This window comes from Oculatella sp. LEGE 06141 (assembly GCF_015207605.1).
Lineage (GTDB): Bacteria > Cyanobacteriota > Cyanobacteriia > Elainellales > Elainellaceae > Oculatella.
In genome coordinates this window covers 1-21721 of the sequence record NZ_JADEWO010000010.1, presented here as the reverse complement: position 1 = coordinate 21721, position 21721 = coordinate 1, and the positions used below count along the sequence as shown (strand labels likewise).

At 52.5% G+C, this 21721-nt stretch carries 16 protein-coding genes and 1 pseudogene; 11 read left to right on the top strand and 6 right to left on the bottom strand.

The features are described from left to right. Positions 1 to 272: 272 nt before the first annotated feature. The 6 genes from IQ268_RS09525 to IQ268_RS09500 all read left to right on the top strand — a co-directional run bounded on the left by IQ268_RS09525 (position 273) and on the right by IQ268_RS09500 (position 8606). Complete coding sequence (locus IQ268_RS09525; protein ID WP_193877848.1) at positions 273 to 1706, top strand: BCD family MFS transporter; 1434 nt, start codon at positions 273 to 275, stop codon at positions 1704 to 1706. 2 nt (positions 1707 to 1708) lie between these two features. After that, positions 1709 to 2548 (top strand): inositol monophosphatase family protein, encoded by an 840-nt coding sequence (locus IQ268_RS09520; protein ID WP_193877846.1) that lies wholly within the window; start codon positions 1709 to 1711, stop codon positions 2546 to 2548. A 61-nt stretch (positions 2549 to 2609) separates the two neighbouring features. Further along, entirely contained in the window at positions 2610 to 4604 is a 1995-nt protein-coding gene (locus IQ268_RS09515) for a CHASE3 domain-containing protein (protein WP_193877844.1), read from the top strand. Beyond that, a complete protein-coding gene (locus IQ268_RS09510) occupies positions 4588 to 6117 on the top strand; it encodes an ATP-binding protein (protein ID WP_193877842.1) in 1530 nt (509 codons plus the stop codon). The genes IQ268_RS09515 and IQ268_RS09510 overlap by 17 nt, the downstream gene beginning before the upstream one ends. 7 nt (positions 6118 to 6124) lie before the next feature. Beyond that, on the top strand, positions 6125 to 6577 hold the full coding sequence (locus tag IQ268_RS09505) for a response regulator (protein WP_193877840.1): 453 nt from the start codon (positions 6125 to 6127) through the stop codon (positions 6575 to 6577). Positions 6578 to 6683: 106 nt separating this feature from the next. Continuing rightward, the gene (locus IQ268_RS09500) at positions 6684 to 8606 is read left to right on the top strand and encodes a response regulator (RefSeq protein ID WP_193877838.1); all 1923 of its coding nucleotides are present in this window, start codon (positions 6684 to 6686) and stop codon (positions 8604 to 8606) included. Between the two features lie 10 nt (positions 8607 to 8616). Here IQ268_RS09500 and IQ268_RS09495 read toward each other — a convergent pair whose 3' ends face one another. Together IQ268_RS09495 and IQ268_RS09490 are read right to left on the bottom strand one after the other, a co-directional pair. Beyond that, complete coding sequence (locus IQ268_RS09495; protein WP_193877836.1) at positions 8617 to 10272, bottom strand: Ppx/GppA phosphatase family protein; 1656 nt, start codon at positions 10270 to 10272, stop codon at positions 8617 to 8619. Between the two features lie 351 nt (positions 10273 to 10623). Beyond that, positions 10624 to 11223 carry a ParA family protein gene (locus tag IQ268_RS09490; protein WP_193877834.1) on the bottom strand — a complete coding sequence of 200 codons (600 nt, stop codon included), beginning with the start codon at positions 11221 to 11223 and terminating at the stop codon, positions 10624 to 10626. 198 nt (positions 11224 to 11421) lie between these two features. Here IQ268_RS09490 and IQ268_RS09485 point away from each other — a divergent pair, with 198 nt between their 5' ends. Continuing rightward, positions 11422 to 12306, top strand: a complete 885-nt coding sequence (locus IQ268_RS09485) for a 4-hydroxybenzoate solanesyltransferase (protein ID WP_193878049.1) — start codon at positions 11422 to 11424, stop codon at positions 12304 to 12306. An 8-nt stretch (positions 12307 to 12314) separates the two neighbouring features. Here IQ268_RS09485 and IQ268_RS09480 read toward each other — a convergent pair whose 3' ends face one another. Further along, positions 12315 to 12503 (bottom strand): bromodomain-containing protein, encoded by a 189-nt coding sequence (locus IQ268_RS09480; RefSeq protein ID WP_193877832.1) that lies wholly within the window; start codon positions 12501 to 12503, stop codon positions 12315 to 12317. A 39-nt stretch (positions 12504 to 12542) separates the two neighbouring features. Further along, on the bottom strand, positions 12543 to 12665 hold the full coding sequence (locus IQ268_RS32820) for a hypothetical protein (protein ID WP_255527164.1): 123 nt from the start codon (positions 12663 to 12665) through the stop codon (positions 12543 to 12545). Positions 12666 to 12774: 109 nt separating this feature from the next. Here IQ268_RS32820 and IQ268_RS09475 point away from each other — a divergent pair, with 109 nt between their 5' ends. Next, complete coding sequence (locus tag IQ268_RS09475; protein WP_193877830.1) at positions 12775 to 15147, top strand: response regulator; 2373 nt, start codon at positions 12775 to 12777, stop codon at positions 15145 to 15147. 108 nt (positions 15148 to 15255) lie between these two features. On the opposite strand, the gene IQ268_RS09470 is transcribed toward IQ268_RS09475, so the two are convergent. Together IQ268_RS09470 and IQ268_RS09465 are read right to left on the bottom strand one after the other, a co-directional pair. Beyond that, entirely contained in the window at positions 15256 to 16914 is a 1659-nt protein-coding gene (locus IQ268_RS09470) for a heme peroxidase family protein (RefSeq protein WP_193877827.1), read from the bottom strand. Between the two features lie 328 nt (positions 16915 to 17242). Continuing rightward, a complete protein-coding gene (locus tag IQ268_RS09465) occupies positions 17243 to 17392 on the bottom strand; it encodes a hypothetical protein (RefSeq protein WP_193877825.1) in 150 nt (49 codons plus the stop codon). Between the two features lie 81 nt (positions 17393 to 17473). Here IQ268_RS09465 and IQ268_RS09460 point away from each other — a divergent pair, with 81 nt between their 5' ends. The 3 genes and pseudogenes from IQ268_RS09460 to IQ268_RS33355 all read left to right on the top strand — a co-directional run bounded on the left by IQ268_RS09460 (position 17474) and on the right by IQ268_RS33355 (position 21604). Further along, entirely contained in the window at positions 17474 to 20740 is a 3267-nt protein-coding gene (locus IQ268_RS09460; RefSeq protein WP_193877823.1) for a PAS domain S-box protein, read from the top strand. Then, complete coding sequence (locus tag IQ268_RS09455; RefSeq protein WP_193877821.1) at positions 20730 to 21110, top strand: response regulator; 381 nt, start codon at positions 20730 to 20732, stop codon at positions 21108 to 21110. The genes IQ268_RS09460 and IQ268_RS09455 overlap by 11 nt, the downstream gene beginning before the upstream one ends. Before the next feature lie 38 nt (positions 21111 to 21148). Continuing rightward, positions 21149 to 21604: pseudogene (locus IQ268_RS33355) on the top strand (Mo-dependent nitrogenase C-terminal domain-containing protein). Positions 21605 to 21721: the final 117 nt, after the last annotated feature.

Genomic DNA, 21721 nt, shown 5'->3' with positions numbered 1-21721 from the left:
GCAATGGCTGAAGGGGTGACTCACCCCTATGTTGCGGTATCGGCAACCGGGTTAGCCGAATTGATACTAGCCTTCTTTTTCTTTATATTTTGTTAACTTAGCTTCACTTTTCTTTACCTGCTCAGGGAAAAGGCCACTTGTTGATCGCGCAAAAATGAAGAATAACGGATTTCAATTCGGTTCATTCCCCTTAGTGGCTGGAAGACACGATAATTCAAACAGGCTGGCAAGCAGGTTTGCAATGCAGCAAGCACGTTTTGGAGTTGAGTTGAATGGCGATCGGCGATTTTTCAGATTCACAGGTACCGAGCAAAGCACTGCCCAAAGTCACTCTGTTTACTATGTTTCGGCTGGGGTTGTTTCAAATGGGATTGGGCATTATGTCTATCCTGACCCTGGGTGTGCTGAACCGCGTTTTGATCGATGGCTTAGCGGTTCCGGCGATCATTGCAGCGGGTATTTTGGCTATGCACCAGTTTGTTGCACCGGCTCGCGTCTGGTTTGGGCAACTGTCCGATTCCAGGCCAGTTTTGGGGCTGCACCGCAGCGGTTATGTATGGTTGGGTGCCATTACATTTGCGGTTGTCTCGTTTTTAGCGGTGCAAATCTCCTGGCAACTGGGTGGCACCATTGAGGCGATCGGCAGTTGGTCATGGACGCTGCAAACCGCTGGCTGGGCGGCACTGTTGGCTTTACTGTTTGCCATCTATGGGTTAGCGCTTAGCTCTAGCTCAACGCCCTTTGCGGCTCTGCTGGTCGATGTGTCGGACGAAGAAGACCGCTCCAAACTGGTGGGTGTGGTTTGGTCGATGCTGATGGTTGGCATTGTAGTGGGTGCTATTATCAGCGGCGGGTTGCTGCGGCAACTGGAAGCCGATGCCCCAATTGAACTGTTGCAAGCGGCCATCAATCGACTGTTTTTGATTGTGCCGCTGATGGTGATTGGGCTGGCGTTTTTGGCGACCCTTGGCGTTGAGAAAAAATATTCGCGCTACTCTACCCGTTCTACCCTGGCCGATCGCGAAGATAAAATTACCCTGGGGCGATCGCTGCGAGTGTTAACGGCCAATCGCCAAACCGGAATATTCTTCACCTTTTTGCTGGTGATGACCGTGAGCCTGTTTATGCAGGAACCCGTGCTGGAACCCTATGGCGGGCAGGTATTTGGCATGAGTTACTCTGAAACAACGCTGCTGAATGCTTTTTGGGGCATGGGAACGCTGATTGGATTAAGCAGCACCGGATTTTTAGTGGTTCCCCGGTTGGGTAAACAAGCCACGACTAAAATTGGCTGTTTCCTGGTGTCGTTTTGTTTTTTGCTCATTATTCTGTCTGGTTTAACCCAGACTCCAGCGTTGCTCAAAGGGGCGCTGTTTCTGTTTGGGTTAGCGTCGGGCTGGACGACCACAGGAGCCATTAGTATGATGCTGGATCTAACGGCGGCAGAAACCGCAGGCACATTTATTGGGGCATGGGGGTTGTCGCAGGCCATTGCCCGGGCGATCGCCACCCTTAGCGGTGGAGCCGTGCTAACCGTGGGCAGGCAGCTATTTAGCAACCCAATGCTGGCGTATGGGTTGGTGTTTGGTTTACAGGCGATCGGCATGTTAATTGCGGTGTGGTGCCTGAGCCGCGTTGATATCCAGGAGTTTCAGACCAACTCCAAACGGGCGATCGCTACCGTATTAGAAAGCGACCTGGATTAACCATGACTGAATTTTGGACAGATGTATTAACATTTGCTGAAACCACCACCGCGCGAGTCGGTGCCCAATTGCTCAATGAATTTGGACAGGTAACAGCGGCAGAAAAGGCCGACGGCAGTTTGGTAACGCAAGCCGATCGCTGGGCAGATGAGGAATTAAGGGGGGCGATCGCCCAGGCTTTTCCCGCCCATGGCGTTTTGAGCGAAGAAGTAGAACATATCTTTCCAGACCAGGACTGGTGCTGGATCATTGACCCCATTGATGGCACCACCAACTTTGCGCGCGGTGTCCCCATTTGGGGAATTTCCCTGGGTTTGCTGTACCAGGGCACTCCTGTGTTTGGATATGTGCATTTGCCGCCGATCGCCCAATCGTTTTACGGCTACTGGTATGGCACCTCTGGCTTAAGCGGGCCAACCGGAGCTTTTCTGAACCATCAACCGATTCATGCCAGTACGGATGCGCCGTCGGCGAATCACTTCTTTAACCTTTGCGCTCGCAGTACTTCGGTGTTGCAAAACCCGGTTCCCTGCAAAATCCGGATGCTGGGGGTGGCGACCTATAACCTGCTTACCATTGCCGCCGGGATTGCTTTGGGTGGAGTGGAAGCCACGCCAAAAATTTGGGATATTGCAGCGGTGTGGGCGATCGTGCAAGCGGCAGGTGCGGCCTGGGTACCGCTAGAGACTGACCCTATTTTTCCGCTGAAGGTGGGTGAAGATTACAGCCAGCGATCGTATCCCACCCTGGTTGTGAGCCAACCTGAACTGACGGAGACGTTTTTGCCGTTGGTGCGATCGGTTGCCAACCGTTCAGCCAATCCTTCACCGCCAACGCATTAATAAGTCTTATACCGCGTTCGGTAGTGCTTCCTACCCTTAGGTTTACTACTAGCATGGTGGAATGTTGCTCGATCCTGCTCAAACCAACTTCCGACAGCGGCTTTCCAAAACGATCGCCATGCCGATTGTTCTATTGTTGTTGTTTTCGGGGGTTTCCGTTTGGCAAATTACTCGCCTGCTGTCGGCAATACAGTGGCTAGAGCATACCGATGCGGTCATTGCTCAAGCTAACCATACTCAAAAGCTGCTGCTGGATTCGGAAACGGGAATCCGAGGCTATTTTCTGGCTCAGGAGCGAGAGTTTTTGCAGCCCTATGAAGATGCCAGGGGCGCGATCGAGCCAGCCATGAATACGTTAGAGCAGTTGGTTGACGACAACCCCCTCCAGGTGCAGCGGGTGATTCAACTTCGATCGCGCTACCAGGAGTGGGAAAACTATGTCCCAGCGCTCATGGTGTTGGTTCGTCAACAGCAGGACGAACCCCTATCGGTTCTGCGGGCACGAAAACAGCTAATGGACGGAATGCGTCGTCAGGTTGCTACCTTTATAGCGACCGAAGAAAGCCTGCGAGATCAGCGCAGTCAACGGGTGCGGCAGACTACCGTATCGGTTGTTGCCACCAGCATTGTGCTGGCGATCGTGATTGGGGCGATTCTGGCTTACTATATCCAGCGTCAGCTTTTCCAGGTTTCTGATGTTTATGAGACGGCACTGCAAACGGCTCAGGTGCAAACTGAAACCGCCCAGCGCTCGGCGCAGCGCTTAGCCGCCTTACACGACATTGACCGAGCTATTTTAGCAGCACAATCCCTTGAGTCTCTTGCCCATGAAGCGCTCTCGCAATTAATTAGCAAGCTGCCCGGACGGGAAGGTGGCATTACCCTGCTGGATGCTGAGGTGAACGAAATCCAGACCCTCATCAAGCAAGAGGCGGGTGAGATGATAAGCATGGTTCTGCCGCTGGACGATCGCCTATCGCCCGATCTGCTGACCCATCGAGACCCTGTTCTGTATGTTGCAGATCTCGCCAGCCTCAATCCCCGTTCTGCCACCCTGGAATTGCTGCTATCACAGGGGTATCTCAGCGTTCTGAGCGTTGTGATGATGGCTGAGGGCAAACAGATCGGCAATCTCAATCTGTTTGCTAAAACCACGAACGGTTTTAACCAGGAAGACCAGGACATTGCCCGTGAAGTGGCCGACCAGTTGGCGATCGCGGTTCAACAATCTAAACTGCGCGAACAGCTTCAAGGCTACACCGAAGAACTGGAAAGACGGGTGGCAGAACGCACCATACGCTTGCAAGAGAGCAATGACGACCTCGAAGCCTTTAGCTACTCGGTTTCCCATGATTTACGAGCGCCGTTGCGAACCATGCAGGGCTTTGCTCAGGCATTGCTAGAAGACTATGGCGACCAACTTGATGCGGTGGGGCAGGAATACACCCACTACATCATTGAGGGTGCGATCCAAATGGACACCCTGATTGCCGACTTGCTAAATTACAGCCGCTTGAGCCGCACTCAAGTTCAACTGCAATCGGTGAGTTTGGAGACCGTCGTAAATGATGCGCTAAAGCAGTTAAATGCCCAGGTGCAGGAACAGCAGGCCGAGATAAAGGTGGACTCACCGTTGCCCCGGGTCATGGCTCACCGCTCAACGCTAACGCAAGTGGTGACGAACTTGTTAACCAATGCCATGAAGTTTGTAGAGCCAGACCAATCGCCATCTGTGCAGGTGTACGCGCAGGAGCACCCTGATTCGGTGCGCCTGTGGATCGCCGATAACGGCATTGGCATTGCTCCAGAACACCAGGATCGCGTGTTTCGCGTTTTCGAACGGCTGCATGGTGTAGAAATTTATCCTGGTACGGGCATTGGTCTGGCGATCGTTCGCAAAGGGATAGAACGAATGAACGGTCGTGTTGGGGTGGAATCGGCACCGGGGCAGGGTAGCCGTTTCTGGCTTGAACTGCCAGCCGCTGAACGGACACGCATTGTTCATAACCAGGACTATAAGCAAGACCACAACCAATTTGATGAGTCAGGGATTTAGCATTCTGTTAATTGACGATAATCCGGGCGATCGCCTCCTGGCGATTCGAGAGCTAAAGCGAGAATTTCCGCAGGTTCAGATCCAGGAGATTCGGGAAGCCGAGAGTTTTGCCCAGGCGGTAGCCACAGGGACGTTTAACCTGGTGATTACCGACTACCAGCTAGGCTGGAGTAACGGTTTAGAGGTGTTACGCACGCTTAAAGCCCGCTATCCTACTCGTCCTGTGATTATGTTTACCAACACAGGCAGTGAAGAGATTGCGGTTGAGTCTATGAAAGCGGGATTAAATGACTATGTCCTCAAGCAGCCAAACCGCTATGTTCGCTTAGCGGCTGCGGTGCGAGTGGCGTTGGAGCGGGTTGAGGCTGAGCAAAGAGCGGCTCGGCTGGATCTGCGTCTTCAGGCTCTTTTAAACCAGTTGAATGTGGGGGTTTTCCGGTCGGATGCCAACGGAAACCTGCTGGAGTGCAACCCGGCCTTGCTGAACGTGTTAGGTGTAGATTCGATCGCACAAGCACAGGCTGTTTTGCCATTAGACCTGCGCCAGCAGTATCTACAGCTCGCTCGCCTTGTGCCCCCCCAACATCAGCACCAGGAAACGCAGATCCAGGGAAGTGATGGCAAGCCGATGTGGGTCGTGTTTAGCACAATGCTTAACCCGGTGGATGATGAAACTGTTTTGGATGGGTTAATTGAAGATATTACGGAGCGCAAACGGGCAGAAATGCAGCTCCAGCACCTCAACGAAGTGCTAGAGGGACGGGTGACAGAGCGCACTGCCCAACTAGAGGCCACCAACCGTGAACTCGAATCGACCAACCAACGGTTAGCCACCGCTAATCAAAATCTGCAAGACTTTGCTTACTCGGTATCCCACGATTTGCGTGCCCCCCTCCGCGCCATTCAGGCGTTTGCTCAAATCTTGCTGGAAGAGCACACCAACCAATTGGATGCCATCGGTCAGGACTACCTCCAGCGGATTTATGTCGATACCCAGCAAACCGATCGCCTGATCCAAGACTTGCTCGCTTACAGTCAGCTCAGTCAGGCCGATATCCCGCTTCAGCCGATCGACCTGGAACGGGTGGTAACCAGTGTCTTAATGCAGCTTGCACCTGAGTTAGAGCAACGTCAGGCTCGTGTTGTAGTTGAACCGTTTACCGGGATGGCGATCGCCGATCGCCTGACTCTCACCCAGGTGCTAACAAATTTGCTGACCAACGCCATCAAGTTTGTGGCTCCCGGTGTACAGCCCCAGGTCAGACTATGGGCAGAGACACGGGGCGATCGCATTCGGCTATGGATCGCTGACAATGGTATTGGGATTGCACCCGAGGCGCAGCAACGCATTTTTAACGTGTTTGAGCGTTTGCACGGGGGAGAGGTGTACCCCGGCACAGGAATTGGGTTAGCGATCGTGCGAAAAGGAATCGAGCAGATGAATGGGCAAATTGGCGTAGAGTCGCAGCCCGGACAGGGCAGTCGGTTTTGGATAGAGTTATCCCTGGCCTAGAAAACGTATGAGTACTGCACAGGACACCGTTTTGCTGGTGGAGGACAATCCTAAAGATATCCTCCTGATCCGACGAGCCTTTAACAAGGCCAATATTCCAAATCCGCTTCAGGTGGTTACGGATGGAGATGCTGCCGTTCTTTACCTGTCTCGACAAGCGCCCTACACCAACCGCGATCGCTATCCTTTCCCTGTGCTGGTGTTGCTCGACCTAAAACTACCCCGGCGATCGGGTGCAGAAGTGCTAATGTGGCTGCGCCAACAGCCCGACCTGAAGCGGCTACCCGTCGTTATGTTAACGGCTTCTAGAGAGTCTTCTGACATTAATCGAGTGTATGACCTGGGTGCGAATGCCTACATGACCAAACCGGTCGAGTTTAATAGCCTGGTCGATATCGTCAAGACGCTAAACCTGCATTGGCTGATTTTGAACGAAAATCCACAAATTGAAGCAGATTAAATACAGATTGAATCTACCTTGTAACAGTATTCGGGAACCGTAAATGGCTGTAATACTTTCAAGTACCTGATTGTGCAGTTATCTCAGCCGTTCCTTCCTGTCACTCATGTTACGCATTCTCTTGGTTGACGACAATCCTCACGATCGCCTTTTGGCTATCCGAGAACTAGAGCGAGAATTTCCAGCAGTACATGTAACTCAGGTGATTCAAGCTGCCGATTTAACGTGGGCACTGGATGCAGGGCAATTTGACCTGACCATTTCAGACTATCAACTGCGATGGAGTGATGGCCTAACCGTTGTTCAAACTGTGAAGTCGCGTTATCCTGACCGTCCGGTGATCATGTTCACCAATAGCGGCACCCAGGAGGTTGCCGTCGAGGCGATGAAGTCTGGATTAGACGACTACATCATCAAGTCGCCGAAGCACTATGTTCGCTTGCGGGGTGCGGTTCGTGCGGTGCTAGAGCGAGCCATAGCGCAGCGCAAAGCCGCAGGGTTAGAAGTTCGGTTCCAAACCTTGCTGAATCAGCTCAATGTTGCGGTATATCGTCTCTCGTCGGATGGTGCATTGCTGGAAGGTAATGCCGCTTTTTTGCGGTTACTGGGTTTAAATTCATTGGCCGAGCTGCCAGCCAACCAACCGCTGGCTGGCTATTTTCAATCGGAGGACTATGCGGAACTGCTGAACCAGCTTAAACAAAATGCCCAGGTGCGAGAGCGAGACCTGCAACTGCGACGTGCCGATGGCACCCAGATCTGGGTGCGGGTCAGTAAGACGTTTACGCAGGTGGAGGGCATTACCATCATTGATGGCTTGATGGAAGATATTAGCGATCGCAAACAGGCCGAACAGGCGCTACGCCAGAGTGAATTGCGCTTTCGGCAACAGGCTGAGGCACTGGATCGAGCCAATCGCGTTAAAGACGAGTTTTTAGCGGTGCTGTCCCATGAACTGCGATCGCCCCTGAACGCTATTTTGGGTTGGTCAAAGCTATTGCGATCGCATTCCTACGATGCAGATACCCTGACACGGGCGATCGCCACAATTGAGCGTAACGCCTCAACCCAGGCACAACTGATCGATGATTTGCTCGATATTTCCAGCATTGTTCAAGGTAAATTGAGCTTGAACGTTAAGCCAATCGATCTGGTATTGGTGATTGAAGCAGCCATTGAAACCATGCGGCTGGCGGCAAATGCCAAGTCTATCGATCTCAAGTTTGTGGTGGATTCTGTGCCAGGGCCGGTAGTGGGGGATGAAACCCGCTTGCAGCAGGTGATCTGGAATTTATTGTCGAATGCCATCAAGTTCACACCAGCAGGGGGGCAGGTCTGGATTTCACTCGCCCATCAGGATACTCAGATTCAAATTCGAGTCCGGGATACCGGGCAGGGCATCAGCGCCGACTTTCTGCCCCATGTGTTTGACTACTTCCGGCAGTTTGATGCCTCTATCACCCGTGTGCATGGTGGGTTGGGGTTGGGGTTGGCGATCGTGCGTCACCTGGTTGAACTGCACGGCGGCACCGTATGGGCAGAAAGTTCGGGGGAAGGAAAAGGTGCGACCTTTACGGTGGAGCTACCGCTGATGCGGAACCCGGCTGCTATGGAGGATGATAAGCCACCCTATGAACCATTCACCAACTTAGACGGCATCAGAGTCTTGGTGGTAGACGACGAAGCGGATACCCGTGAGTTTATCGCCTTCCTGCTAGACCAATATGGCGCAACCGTGAGGGTCGCAACTTCCGCCCTCGAAGCACTTGCCGCTTTAGCCGAGTTTCAGCCAGATATACTGTTGAGCGATGTGGGTATGCCCGAAATGGATGGATACATGTTGCTGCGGCAGGTGAGAACTCTCCCCCCTGAACAAAGCGGGCAGGTTCCGGCGATCGCCCTCACAGCCTATGCTGGGGAAATAAACCAGCAAAAAGCCATTGCGGTTGGCTTTCAAACCCACCTCTCTAAACCGGTGGACCCAGCTGCACTAATAGCTGCGATCGCTCAGTTAACGACAGCGGGATAACCCTCAGCCGCTAGTTCACAGCCACCGCCGATTCTAAAATTGGTACCAGCGTCAGGTTATATTCAGCCTCGAAGCAGTCTTTCTTTTGATCCAGACTCCACAACTCCAGGGCGCAGTCGTCTTCTGGGTGGGTAGCTTGCAGCCGCAGGTGCATTTCTTTGGTGTCGGCATGATAATCGCACGTGACCTCGGCAATGGCTCCAATTTGACGGCGATCGAGTGCCACAGCCAGCCGCAGCAGGCAGCTCAGCTGATCTACAACGCGACGATGCTTTTTGCTGTTGATGTTGCGGTAGCTGTCGTGCTTCTTTTTGGGGCTGCTCTTGCGGTGATACCGAGCCAGATTGGCGATCGTCTCGACCTCAATCTCGTTGTACCCCAGCAGTTCACCATTGCGAATCAGGTAGTAAGAGTGTTTGTGGTGGGAGGAGTGGCTCACAAAATGACCTGCATTGTGCAGAATGGCGGCTGCCCACAGCAACTCCCGCTCTTCATCGTCCCACTCGTGCAAGCTGCCCTGAATTTGATCAAACAAATTGACGGCAAACTTGGCGACCCGCTCGGCGTGTTCCAGGTCGATCTGATACTTTTGCGCCGTTCTGATGACGCTGCGTTCGCGCACGGAACCCTGATAGCGCAGCCGGTCTTCGATTAGCCCGTGGGTGAGCATCCAGTCTACAACCACCCCTTCTCGTAGCGATCGTTCACAGATGGTTAGCGTCTCAATGCCGAGCAAATCCATTGCTTCTTGCAAGATGATGGCTCCCGCCACAATAATTTCAGAGCGGCGGTCAGACATGCCGGGAATGGCTTGCCGATCGGCGCAGTTGAGCTTACGTAAACGACCAATGATGTCGCGTAAGTCTTTCAAGCTCAGTTCGTACCCGTGCAGCGGTGTCGGTACAAACCCCAATGTTTCGCGCGCATGGATGCTGGCAAGCGTTTCGATCGTGCCAGAGGTGCCTACCAGTTGCGGCTGTTCACCGGGTTGAAGGTGCGCCTGCAGTTCCTCGGTAGGCCGCTCTAACATGCCACGCACGTAAGCTTTCAGGTAGTTAAACTCGCTGTTGCTAATGGGGTCGGTGGTGACAAACTCTGAGCTGAGCCGTACCGCCCCCACCTTTGTGCTGCTTAAGGTTCTGGGTTCGTGCCCATCGCCCAAAATTAGCTCGGTTGAGCCGCCGCCAATGTCGATCATCACATGGGGCTGGTTGCTAAACTCCATGCCCGACAATACGCCCAGGTAAATGCGGCGAGCTTCTTCCTGACCCGAAATCAGGTTGATGGACAACCCCAGTTCGTCTTCTACCTGCTGGAGAAAGGTATGGCCGTTGGGCGATTCCCGCACAGCACTGGTGGCAACGGCCACAATGTCTTCAGCGTTGAGGCTATGGGCAATCTCTTGACAGCGTTTCAAGGCTTCGATCGCTCGTTCAATGGCATCTGGCGTGAGCTGCCCTGTTTTTTTGTCGCGATCGCCCAATCGAACGGTCGCTTTTTCTTTGGCAATAATGGTGAAGGATGGCAGCGTTGGCTCAATTTGCACCACTACCATATGAATCGAATTCGTGCCGACATCGATCGCAGCGAGGGTACGGTCACGCGGCACAGCCCGAATTGGGCTATTGAGAAGCCGATCTTTGCTTTTGTAGACCAGGTTAACCATTCAGCCACCCAAAATAACACTGCTGGCATGAACTCAAGTTCGGCTCAAACTAAGGAGATGGCGAAGACCGCAAAAATACTTAGTTAGGCCGCAATAATGTGCCTAAAGCTCTTTAATTGTTTCAATGAACAAAGCGCCAATCCGGCAACTTTGTACCACTCAATACAATCAAGGACGGGGTTAAGAGTTTGTTTGAATACAGAGCAAATGTGCTGCATTTGCCCCGAAATTTCATCTAATGAAAAATTTGTCCTGATTTTATCGTGGTGGGTTCCCCATGCCACTACTGAATTGGGCAGAGATCCCAGGGGGTTCTCAATTCTTAGGATAGAGGTTTATCGCAAGGGATTATCAAAAATTAGCCAGAAGTTCATGCCCAACCTGCTGATAGTCTTGCCAGCCTTCCTGGGCTTTGGCATCTTTAACGGCATACACCGGAACACCCAGCCGCGCTGCTTTTTGAAACACGGCAAGGCGACGAATGCCCGTTGAGAAGACTGGCAGCCTTGCTTCTAGCAACATGGCTCTAACCTGCTCGCCATCTCGATTGGGTTTAGGTGGAATGACGTTGAGCAGAATGCGGTAGCGGTTTGCCTCAATTTTGTGCAGATAGTCTAATGTCAAGACCAGGGCTTCTAACGACAACACATCTGGAGTGGTGGGAACCACCAGCAAATCGCAGCCATCGGCTAACAATGCCAGATCGGCTTCAACGGGGCGAGCCTGGGTATCAATCACAACATGGTGATAGCGTCGATTGGAATGGGGCGATCGCCACTCATCCACCACGTCAAAAGGCAACTGCCCCCGACTCGCCCATCCGGTTGCCGAACGGTTGGGGTCGGCATCGATGAGCAACGTTTCCGCCTGGGTTTGCAGAAACGCCGCCAGGTGAATAGCCGCCGTGGTTTTACCAACACCGCCTTTAAAGCTAGCCACGGTAATAATCATGAGTTAGGCCATATGCCGTTAGCCAATTACACACCCCCTGCCCCCGTTTTGGGTTGCTCAACCACTGCCGTACGGTTCTCTAAGTTGAACCCCTGCGCTTCCTTACCCTTTTAATCCTGACCGTTTACCCCCTAACCGCCAAGCCACAACTGGCGTTATTCTAGAGTGCAGCATTCCTCAATCTTTCCTGCTTTTGCCATGCTGACGCAGCCTCAACGCAAATCTGAACCAACCTGGTTGACTGTGGCTCGACTCTTGCGCTGGGACAAACCAACCGGACGGCTGATTTTAATGATCCCCGCCCTATGGGCCGTCTTCCTTGCCGCTCGCGGAACGCCGCCGTGGCCGTTAGTCGGCGTGATTGTGTTAGGTAGTTTAGCAACTAGTGCCGCTGGATGTGTCGTTAACGATTTGTGGGATCGAGATATCGACCCGCGAGTGCAGCGGACTCGCAGCCGACCACTAGCCTCGCGGGCGCTTTCCATCAAAACGGGACTGGTGGTGGCGGTGGTTTCGTTTGCCTGTGCCTGGGTACTGGCTTCCTATTTAAATGCCCTCAGCTTCTGGCTCTGCGTGGCGGCGGTGCCTGTGATTATTTTGTATCCGCTAGCAAAGCGGGTGTTTCCGGTGCCGCAGTTGGTGCTGTCGATCGCCTGGGGGTTTGGCGTGCTGATTAGCTGGACAGCCGTTACAGAGGCACTGGAACTGCCGACGTGGTGGCTTTGGGGCGCAACCGTGCTGTGGACGCTTGGCTTTGATACCGTTTATGCAATGGCCGATCGAGACGACGACAAGCGGATTGGAGTCAATTCGAGCGCTTTATTTTTTGGTTCCTACGCCGCCGAAGCGGTTGGTCTGTTCTTTGCCGGAACAACGCTGTCGCTGGTTGCCGTTGGGATCACGATGGGATTAGGGGTTGGGTTCTGGCTGTCGCTGGCGATCGCCGTTGTCGGTTGGGCGTGGCACTACTACCAGTTGCGTCCCGCGAAACCCCATCACTCGGTATATACCCAGGTGTTCCGTCAAAATGTTTGGCTTGGGTTTGTGCTGCTGATCGGAATGGTGTTGGGCGTGCTGATCTAGAGAGCCGTTTATGGCAACGTTGGTTTGTCGGCATCTGAGGGACGTAGAGGAACATTCAAATGTTTTCTAGCGGTATCCTCAGCGGTTTTCTGGTCTTCTTTGCTAGTAAACTGGCTCTCTTCTAGCAGATCACCGCTTTTTGCGGCCTGATCTCGGCTGGGTGGAGCGCCATTTTTCCATCGGTACTTAAAATCCATAGCAGTCACTTAAAAGGCTTCTAGGTGTATTGACCTATCCTAAAGAGCTGCCGAGGGTGATGCCTCTACCCTAAGGGGTTGAATCACAAGGGCATCATTGTTAGTGGGTCGTGAGGCGATCGCGTCGGCATCGAGCGGTTCTGCTGGCCGAACGATTGACATTTACAACGCCAGGGCAACATAGAGCCTAACTCAAGCTAGGCTGAACGTGTAACAAGCTAGATTTAGTTTGTTCTTTAAATCGTTCTTTAGTTTGCGGTCAGCCACCGCCATGAAAATTTTATTGGTTGAGGATGATGCTCTCATTTCTGAACCATTGACCAAAGCCCTGATCGATCAACATTACTCGGTTGAGACGGTTACGGATGGTCGAGTGGGGTTAGAACGGCTGGAATCCTTCACCTATGACTTGATTTTGCTGGATGTTATGCTGCCCAACCTGGATGGCATTAGTTTGTGTCGGCAGTTGCGATCGCAGGGCAATCAAACGCCCATTGTTTTGTTAACGGCTCAAGATACCAGCACCAATAAAGTGATGGGTCTGGATGCAGGGGCAGATGACTATGTTGCTAAACCGTTTGATTTGCAAGAGTTATTGGCTCGAATTCGTGCCTTGCTGCGGCGTGGAGGGGCTGCTTTGCCGCCGCTGCTGGTATGGCACAACCTGACGCTTGACCCCAGTGTGTGTGAAGTCACCTGTCACGATCAACTGCTGCGGCTAACGCCCAAAGAATATGGGTTGCTGGAGCTGTTTTTACGCAATCCGCATCGTATTTTTAGTACCAGTGTGCTAATCGACCACCTCTGGTCGTTTGAAGAATCGCCAACCGAAGATACTATTCGCTCTCACATCAAGGCGTTGCGCCAAAAGCTCAAAAGCGCCAGGGTTTTGGCTGATCCGATCGAAACGGTTTACGGTATTGGCTACCGCCTCAAGCCCACCCAAGCGGTTAGTAAACGAACCAAAACCGCTAAACCGGTTGATGGTCAAGAGTCCAAGCAAGCCGCAGACTCTCAGCATCCGCCAACCTCGAGTTCAACCAACGCGGCATCGCAGTCTCCACCCGGAATGGCTAGCATTTGGCAACAGGTTAAAGAGAGTATCGATCGCCGGGTGGCTATCCTTGAACACGCCATCCAGCTCTTGCTCCAGAATCAACTGAGTGAGGAGGTGCGGCATCAGGCTGAATGGGAGGCGCATAAGCTGGCCGGTTCCTTGGGCATGTTTGAGTCCGATGAAGGGTCCCGTCTGGCTCAAGCAATCGAACCCCTGTTTGAACTGGGGCTGGTGCTCACCCCACAACAAGTGCAGCAGCTCTCGCAACTGGTGGTGGCGTTGCGTCAGGAAGTGCAGCGTATGAATAGCCCACAGCCGCCTGAACCGCCTGCGACTGGTGCATCTGGCGACGGGCACTGGCTGCTGATTGTTGGTTCAGACGCGACACTAGCCGAGCAACTGGCGACAGAGGCTACCCATTGGGGAATGCGATCGCGCGTTATCTCTAACCCCGTGGCGGCAAGGGAGCAAATTTCGGAGCAGCGCCCCGACGCGGTTTTGCTGGATTTTGCGACGACTGATTCTATGCAGAATCACCTCACCTTGTTAGCCGAGTTGGGTGCCTGTACGCCCCCCGTACCCACTGTGGTGCTGGCTACTCAGACTAGTTTGATCGATCGCGTCAGAGCGACTCGTTTGGCTGGATGCCGGATCTTACAGCAACCAACCCCGGCAACGCATGTGCTCGAAGCCGTGCATCAACTTCTGCAACAGACGCATCCAACCGAAGCGATGATTCTGGTAGTAGACGATGATTCGCAGGTGTTAACTGCACTACAGCGGTTGTTGCTGCCCTGGGGGTTTTATGTGTCTGTTCTCGACAATCCGCTGTTGTTTCTGGAAACGCTAGAAGCGACGCTGCCCGACCTGTTGATTCTGGATGTTGAAATGCCTCACATCAGCGGCATTGATCTGTGTCAGGTGGTTCGCAACGACCCTCGCTGGAGCGGCTTGCCTATTTTGTTTCTCACGGCTCATACCGATGCTGAAACCATGCATCAGGTCTTTGCTGCCGGAGCAGATGACTATGTTTGTAAGCCGATTGTGGGGCCAGAACTGCTGACTCGAATTCTCAACCGCCTGGAGCGATCGCGCCTGCTCAGAACGCTATCGGAAACGGATGCGCTCACTGGCATTGCTAATCGCCGCAAATCAATGCAAACCCTGACTGAGTTTCTCCTATGGAGTAGACATTGCCAGCAGCCCATTTGCTTTGCCATCCTCAAGCTAAACGGTCTGAAGGATATCAATCAGCACTATGGTCATGCGGCAGGAGATGAAGTACTGTCGCGCTTTGGAGAGCTGTTGCGCCACACGTTCCACCGTGAGGATGTCGTTTCGCGCTGGGCCGGCACCGAATTTGTGGTGGGCATGGCTGGTATGAGCAAAGCTGAGGGCACGAAGCGCCTCTTTACTCTGCTGGAGAAGCTGCATCAATATACGTTTAGAGCTGCAAATGGCGCTCGGTTTCAAGCTACCTTCGGTGCTGGTGTGGTGCAGTATCCCCAGGATGGCACCGACCTCCACGCTTTGTATCAGGCGGCAGATACCTTACTGGCGAACGGCACAGGGGGCATCTCTACCTGAGTTTTGGTCGCAACGGTGGCGCTCAATTGCATCGGTGGAGGGGTGCCATGGGTAGGGGCATGGCATTGCCCCCACTGTTAACCTGCTATAACCTGCTAATGGAAACGCTTATTTCCCCCAGCGGTGGGACTCGCCCGTTGCGCCCACTGGACTGCTAGACGAGAGAACACCCGCAAACGTTAACAAGTCTGCCAGCGTAAAGTGTCCAGATTGGGCACAGGGTAAGGATGGTGTCCAGTCGGTATGGCTGAGGATGGAGTCTTCACTACGACGTATCAGGCCAATTAGCACTTCTGCGACAATGGTGCCGCCAACGGGGCCAAGATGTTTGCCATCTGCGATCGCCGAAGCCTCTGCCAGAATGTAATACCAGAGCGGAGTTTGCTCCAGGAAGTTAGCTTCTTGAAGCACGTTGGCCTGCTCGTCGCTGGCGGCTCCCTCAATCAGTTGCTGTGGGGTCAACACTGGAATGGTGCGTCCCTTCAGCTTTTGTTGCAGGGCACGGGCAACTGCCTGTCCGGTGGGCATCCGCAGCAAGTAACCGCGCAGCAGATTTCGCACCGCCAAACGGGCATTATCTCCGGGCTGTTGATTGCCGCGCAGATCGGTTAGCTCAAACAGAGGTTCAACGAGCTTGGTGTCGAGGCGACGCGCTTTGTTAAAGGGCTTGCCAGCGTCAATCAGGTTTTCCCATTCAACTATCCAGTTTTCAGGCAGCGTATCATTCTCCCCGGTTTGCTGGTTGCCGAGTTGTCCGCTCAATGCGGTGAAGGTAAACAGCAGCCCAAGTGTGGCTGGAACCGTACCGGGTTCACCGCTGGTGTTGAAATTGAGGTTAAAGTCGTAACTGGTTCGGATCATGCTGTGCCCAAACCGATAGGCCGCCACGGTGAACTCTAGCGGCAGGAAGAAGCGTTTAGCGTTCGCGTCATACACTTGGTTGCCGTTCTCAAGGATGTCGTCCACAATCTGTGGGTCTACAATTCGTTTGAGAAAATCGTGAAGGACAATGTGTTGGTAATGCTGACGCAGCAGCGTTTGTGCCTCACTGAAGGTTTTGCCTTGATCGACCAGGGCATTGTGCGCCCGCAGAAACGCGGTGTGAAGTTGGGCAATAATTGTATTTTCGTCGTTACGCGGGTCGCCAATTAGGGCGGCGCGATCGCGTGCTGGGTCGTCGTTTTTTGGTTCACGCGGCACATCGTTATCATCCTCTTTTCCGGGTGGACGAAGCAACGGTTTTGCATTGCCATTAAGCTTCGTTACCGTACCCACCTGCATCTTCTCGTTGTTAGCCGGGTCGCGAGGTGCGGGTAAACCGTAAACATTATCTAAATCCAGGGTTGCGGTGCGGCTGTTGCGAATTTTGGCCTGTACTTCGCTAAGCGGCAGCGGTTTCAGGTTTGGATCGGTGACTTTTTGTAGCTGCTCTGATACCGTTTCGAGGGTAACATCGTGATCAATAAATTGCCCCAGATAAGTGTAGGCGGCAGGAATATCAGAATCACCTGTACTGGCTACGTTCTCGCCCGTATCGCGCATGGTTTGCCCCAGGCGGACGAGGTTGTTTCGGGTTTCGGGTGATTCGGGCAGTAGATTGGCCGGATCGTGCTGAAGATGGGGAAATAGGAAGTCAAAGTCTTGCAGGTCAACCGGCAATACCGCAGCAAACACAAGCGGCACATCTTTGCTACAGTTGGCAAGGGCATCAACGGCACGTTGATACGCTTCCAGCGTAATGGTCGCGCCATGAAGTAAGCGTGGCATAGTGATTCCTCTGTATATGCTATTTTCGCGTTTTGAAATGTAGCTTTTGAGTTCAGCAAACCCAGCGGTGGGTTGTAACCCGGGCAGGAATTTTGCGGTGTTGGTTCGTGTGGTTACGACGAATTCCTGAGGGAAACTGTATAAAAACGGACTAAATCATCTGCTTTTCATCCTAGAGTCCGAACCCGAACTCTAAAATTACCCGCGAGGGTACCTTTGACAGTGGGTTAGTAAGCCTCAAGCCGTGGGGCGTAGCAGAAGGGTTTATGTTGCTGTAGCAGCGCTTTATTACGATCGCCCCCTTCCCCGCTATCAGCCACGATCGCTTCTACAGTAGGATCAACACATACACTCGGATGTAATCAGATGTAATGCAGCTTTGCATGGATGGCATGGATGCCACAGGGGTGCCATGAATTGCCCGAACGGTTCGATACATTTCAATGAAGGTGACTTGAGCATCATGAATTGAGAGCAAAATACACTGAAAATGAACCTCGCACCGAATGAGCCTCGCACCAGGTAGTACAACTCAGGTGAACTGGGTGAAGACGAAACGATGAACGCTCCATTACCAGATAACGAAGCAGCAAGGCTGGATATCCTGCGCCAGTACGAGATTCTGGATACGCTTCCAGAAGCGGCGTTCGACGATCTAACGCAGCTTGCCGCTTATATTTGTGGAACACCGATCGCCTTGGTGAGCCTGATTGATGATTGTCGCCAGTGGTTCAAAGCCAAAGTGGGTTTAAGCGCAACTGAAACCCCCCGCGATCTGGCGTTTTGTGCCCATGCAATCTTGCAACCCGATGATGTATTGATTGTGCCAGATACATTGCTCGACGAGCGGTTTGCAACGAATCCGTTGGTTACATCTGAGCCGAATATCCGGTTTTATATTGGTGCGCCTCTGGTCACCCCCGATGGGTACGCTCTGGGAACGCTGTGTGCGATCGATCGCGTCCCACGACACCTCAGCACAGAGCAAGTTGAGGCATTGCGGGCACTGAGCCGTCAGGTGATCTCGCAACTGGAGCTACGGCGCAACTTAGCTGACCTGGCCGCAACAACGGCTGAACTGCAACAGACAGAACAAGAGTTACAGGAGACAACGACTCTCTGGCAGGCGATTCTGGATAGCGCCAACTATTCAATCATTTCTACAACGCTGGACGGCATGATCCTGACATTCAACGCAGCCGCAGAGCGATGGTTGGGCTATACAGCCGCAGAGGTTGTGGGAAAAACGACACCAGCTCTAATCCATGATTGGGATGAAGTGGTGCAACGGGCAACTCTATTGTCTGCCGAGTTAGGAGAGGCGATCGAACCCGGTTTGGATACTTTTGTAGCAAAGGCCAAACGGGGAGAAATAGACGAGCAGGAATGGATCTACATTCGCAAAGACGGTTCGCAGTTTCCAGTGCTTTTATCTATCACGGCTCTGCGCGATGCCCAAAATACTATCACCGGATTTTTAGGTATTGGCAGTGACATCACCGAGCGCAAGCGATCCGAGGAGGCTTTACACCGCTCGGCAGCAGAGATTCATGATCTGTATAACAATGCTCCCTGCGGCTATCACTCACTAGATGAAGATGGCAACATCGTGGGCATGAATGATACGGAACTTCGGTGGTTGGGCTACGCCCGCGATGAGGTGGTTGGCCAGAAGAAATTCACTGATTTTCTCACGGCTGAAAGCCAACTCGTTTTCCAGGACAATTTTCCTCGTTTTGTCGAGCAGGGCTGGATCAATGATCTAGAGTTTCAACTGATCCGCAAAGACGGCACAACGATGCCTGTATTCCTGAATGCGACAGCGATTAAGGATGATGCCGGGCGCTTTTTAACCAGCCGCTCGACCCTGTTTGATATTAGTGAACGCAAACGAGCAGAAGAGGAACTTCATAACCTGAGCAATGCCCTTGAAAGTGCAGTAGAAGGCATCTCTCAGTTGGATAGACAAGGACGCTACATCCAGGCTAATTCTGCCTATGCCAGGATGCTAGGCTATTCGCCCAATGAATTGATCGGGATGAAATGGGAACAAACAATTTATCCCGATGATATTGAAATGTTGAAAGCAGCCTATCAACAGATGTTGACCCACGGCAAGGTAGAGCTGGATACCAGAGGCATCCGCAGTGATGGCACTGTGTTTGATAAACAGGTAATGTTGATTGCCCGCTTTGACCCGCAACAGCAATTTATGGGTCATTACTGTTTTGTTAAAGATATTAGCGATCGCCGTGAAGTTGAGCGGTTGAAGGATGAATTTGTTTCGGTGGTGAGCCACGAATTGCGAACCCCTCTCACGGCTATTTCGGCTGCATTAGACCTGCTAGCGGAGGGCGTTTTGCACAACCAGCCGGACGACGCTCAGCAGATGTTAACCATTGCCGCGAGTAATACCGATCGGTTGGTTCGTTTAATTAATGACATTTTGGATATTGAGCGCATTGAGTCAGGCAAGGTTGTTATGACCAGGCAAGCCTGCAATACATCTGAGTTGATTCAGCAGACGGTAGAAGCACTGCAAGACATCGCTGAAAAAGCAGGAGTGTCGCTTGTAGTTTCTTCCCTGGCTATGCCTCTCTGGGCTGATCCCGATCGCATCATTCAGGTACTCACAAACTTACTCAGCAACGCCATCAAGTTTTCGCCGCGCGGCAGTACGGTTTGGCTAAAGGCTGAGGTCACGCAGCAGGCAGCGGGAACCGGGGCGATTCGGTTTCAAGTTAAAGACCAGGGGCGCGGTATTCCGCCTGATCAACTTGAGTCTATTTTTGAGCGCTTTCACCAGGTTGATGCGTCCGATTCGCGCCAGAAAGGTGGAACGGGGTTAGGGTTGTCGATTTGTCGCAGCATTTTGCAGCATCACGACGGCCAAATTTGGGTTGAAAGCACTCTGGGAGAAGGCAGCACCTTCTACTTCACTCTTCCCCTTTCCCAACCGGTGCAGCCTGCACCTCTGGTTTTAGAGTCAACGAGCGATCGCCGTTTACCCCAAGAGTCTTCCTCCCTGCCTCGATCTGCCATCCGCCACCGTCAGCCGTTCGTGCTGCTTTGCGATGATGATGAGTCCATCCGAACGGTGGTGAAAGTGATGCTAGAACGGCAAGGCTACCGGGTGCTAACGGTTGCCTCAGGGTATGAAGCGGTGGAACAGGCTGCCATCCACCCACCCGATGTGATTTTGCTTAACCTGATGATGCCCGACATGGATGGATGGGAAACGCTGGCTACTTTAAAGCAACAGTCGGCAACCCAAGCTATTCCAGTCATCATTTTGAGTGGAGTCTTTCCAGATGCTAAAGCTGTTCCTCCTGCGGGCGTTAGTGACTGGATTGTAAAACCGCCCAACCCGCGGGTGTTAGACCGGGCCTTGGAGAAAGCGCTGAGCAGCCCCAATCAGACCATCAAAGTTCTGGTGGTTGAAGATGATATGGATTTGGCACAGTTGCTCGTGGCGATGTTTTCTCGTCACCGCGTTGAAACATTTCATGCTCAAACGGGGCAGGAGGCGATTCAGTTAAGCCAGCGTATCATTCCCGATTTGCTCGTGCTTGACCTGGGGCTGCCCGAATACAATGGTTTTGCGGTTGTAGACTGGTTGCGGCAGCACAACCGGCTGTGTCAGGTGCCTCTGGTGGTGTATACGGCGCATGATCTGGATGATGGCGATCGCGAACGGTTAAAACTGGGGCAAACACTCTTCTTGACGAAAGGACGCATTACTCCGCAAGAGTTTGAACAGCGAGTGATCAACCTGCTCAACCGCATTGTTCAAGGTAAGAAGGAAGACGGTACCCATGACGACTAAACGTATCCTGATCATTGATGATGAATACGATATTCGGACGGTTGCTCAACTCACCCTCAAAACGGTTGGCGGTTGGGATGTGTCGATCGCCGCATCTGGAGAAGAAGGGGTCGCCAAAGCTGTCGATGAGCAGCCGGATGTCATCTTGCTCGATGTCATGATGCCAGATATGAACGGCGTGCAGACGTTCCAAGTGTTGCAAGCTAATCCTGTTACTCAATCTATTCCGGTTATTTTGATGACCGCAAAGGTGCAAGCTGCCGATCAGCGACGGTTTGCGGAACTGGCCGTAGCGGGAGTGATTGGCAAGCCGTTTAAGGCGATGAAGTTACCCGGTCAGATTTCGGCCATTCTAGGTTGGGATGAGTAACCCCGTTCCAACGGTTGCAAAGTCAGTTTATTGTGCGAATGTTGAGTGCTGCCCGAATCGCAGACCCAGCACCATTTCTACTCGTCATAGCAGCAACGCACAGCAATCTTTTTTTGGCTCTACACAAGTTCTGCATTTTTCAGTTCTACCTTGGAGACCATCGGACGAGAAATGAAATGGTCATTCTTTCATCTATCGTTTGGATGAAATTCTCCACACATGCCACTCAGCCATTTACTGTGAATAAACCAACTGTCATTCGTGTTGCTCTCTTCGTTCAGCCTGTGCGCCAGTGGCTAAACTCGATTGAAATCCGTAATCCTCAAGTAGCGCGATCGCTTTGCCATCTCATTCCAGCTCGTTGTCCGTTCGAGCGAACTATTAAAGTTTTCAACTGTACGATTGTTCGCGTTCCGCCGCTTTGTAAATGAAACCCGTTTTACGAGCAAGTGGTTGGTCTTCGCTTCAAATCGTTGACTTACTTAGGATCGTGAATTAAATAACCTGTAATTCTGGTTTGGCTGTGTAATTCCATTGCGGTAGAAGCTCGTCGAAGACAATCTTCATATTGGCTTTGAAACCTTCAGCAACTTTTCGACCTTTTTGATACA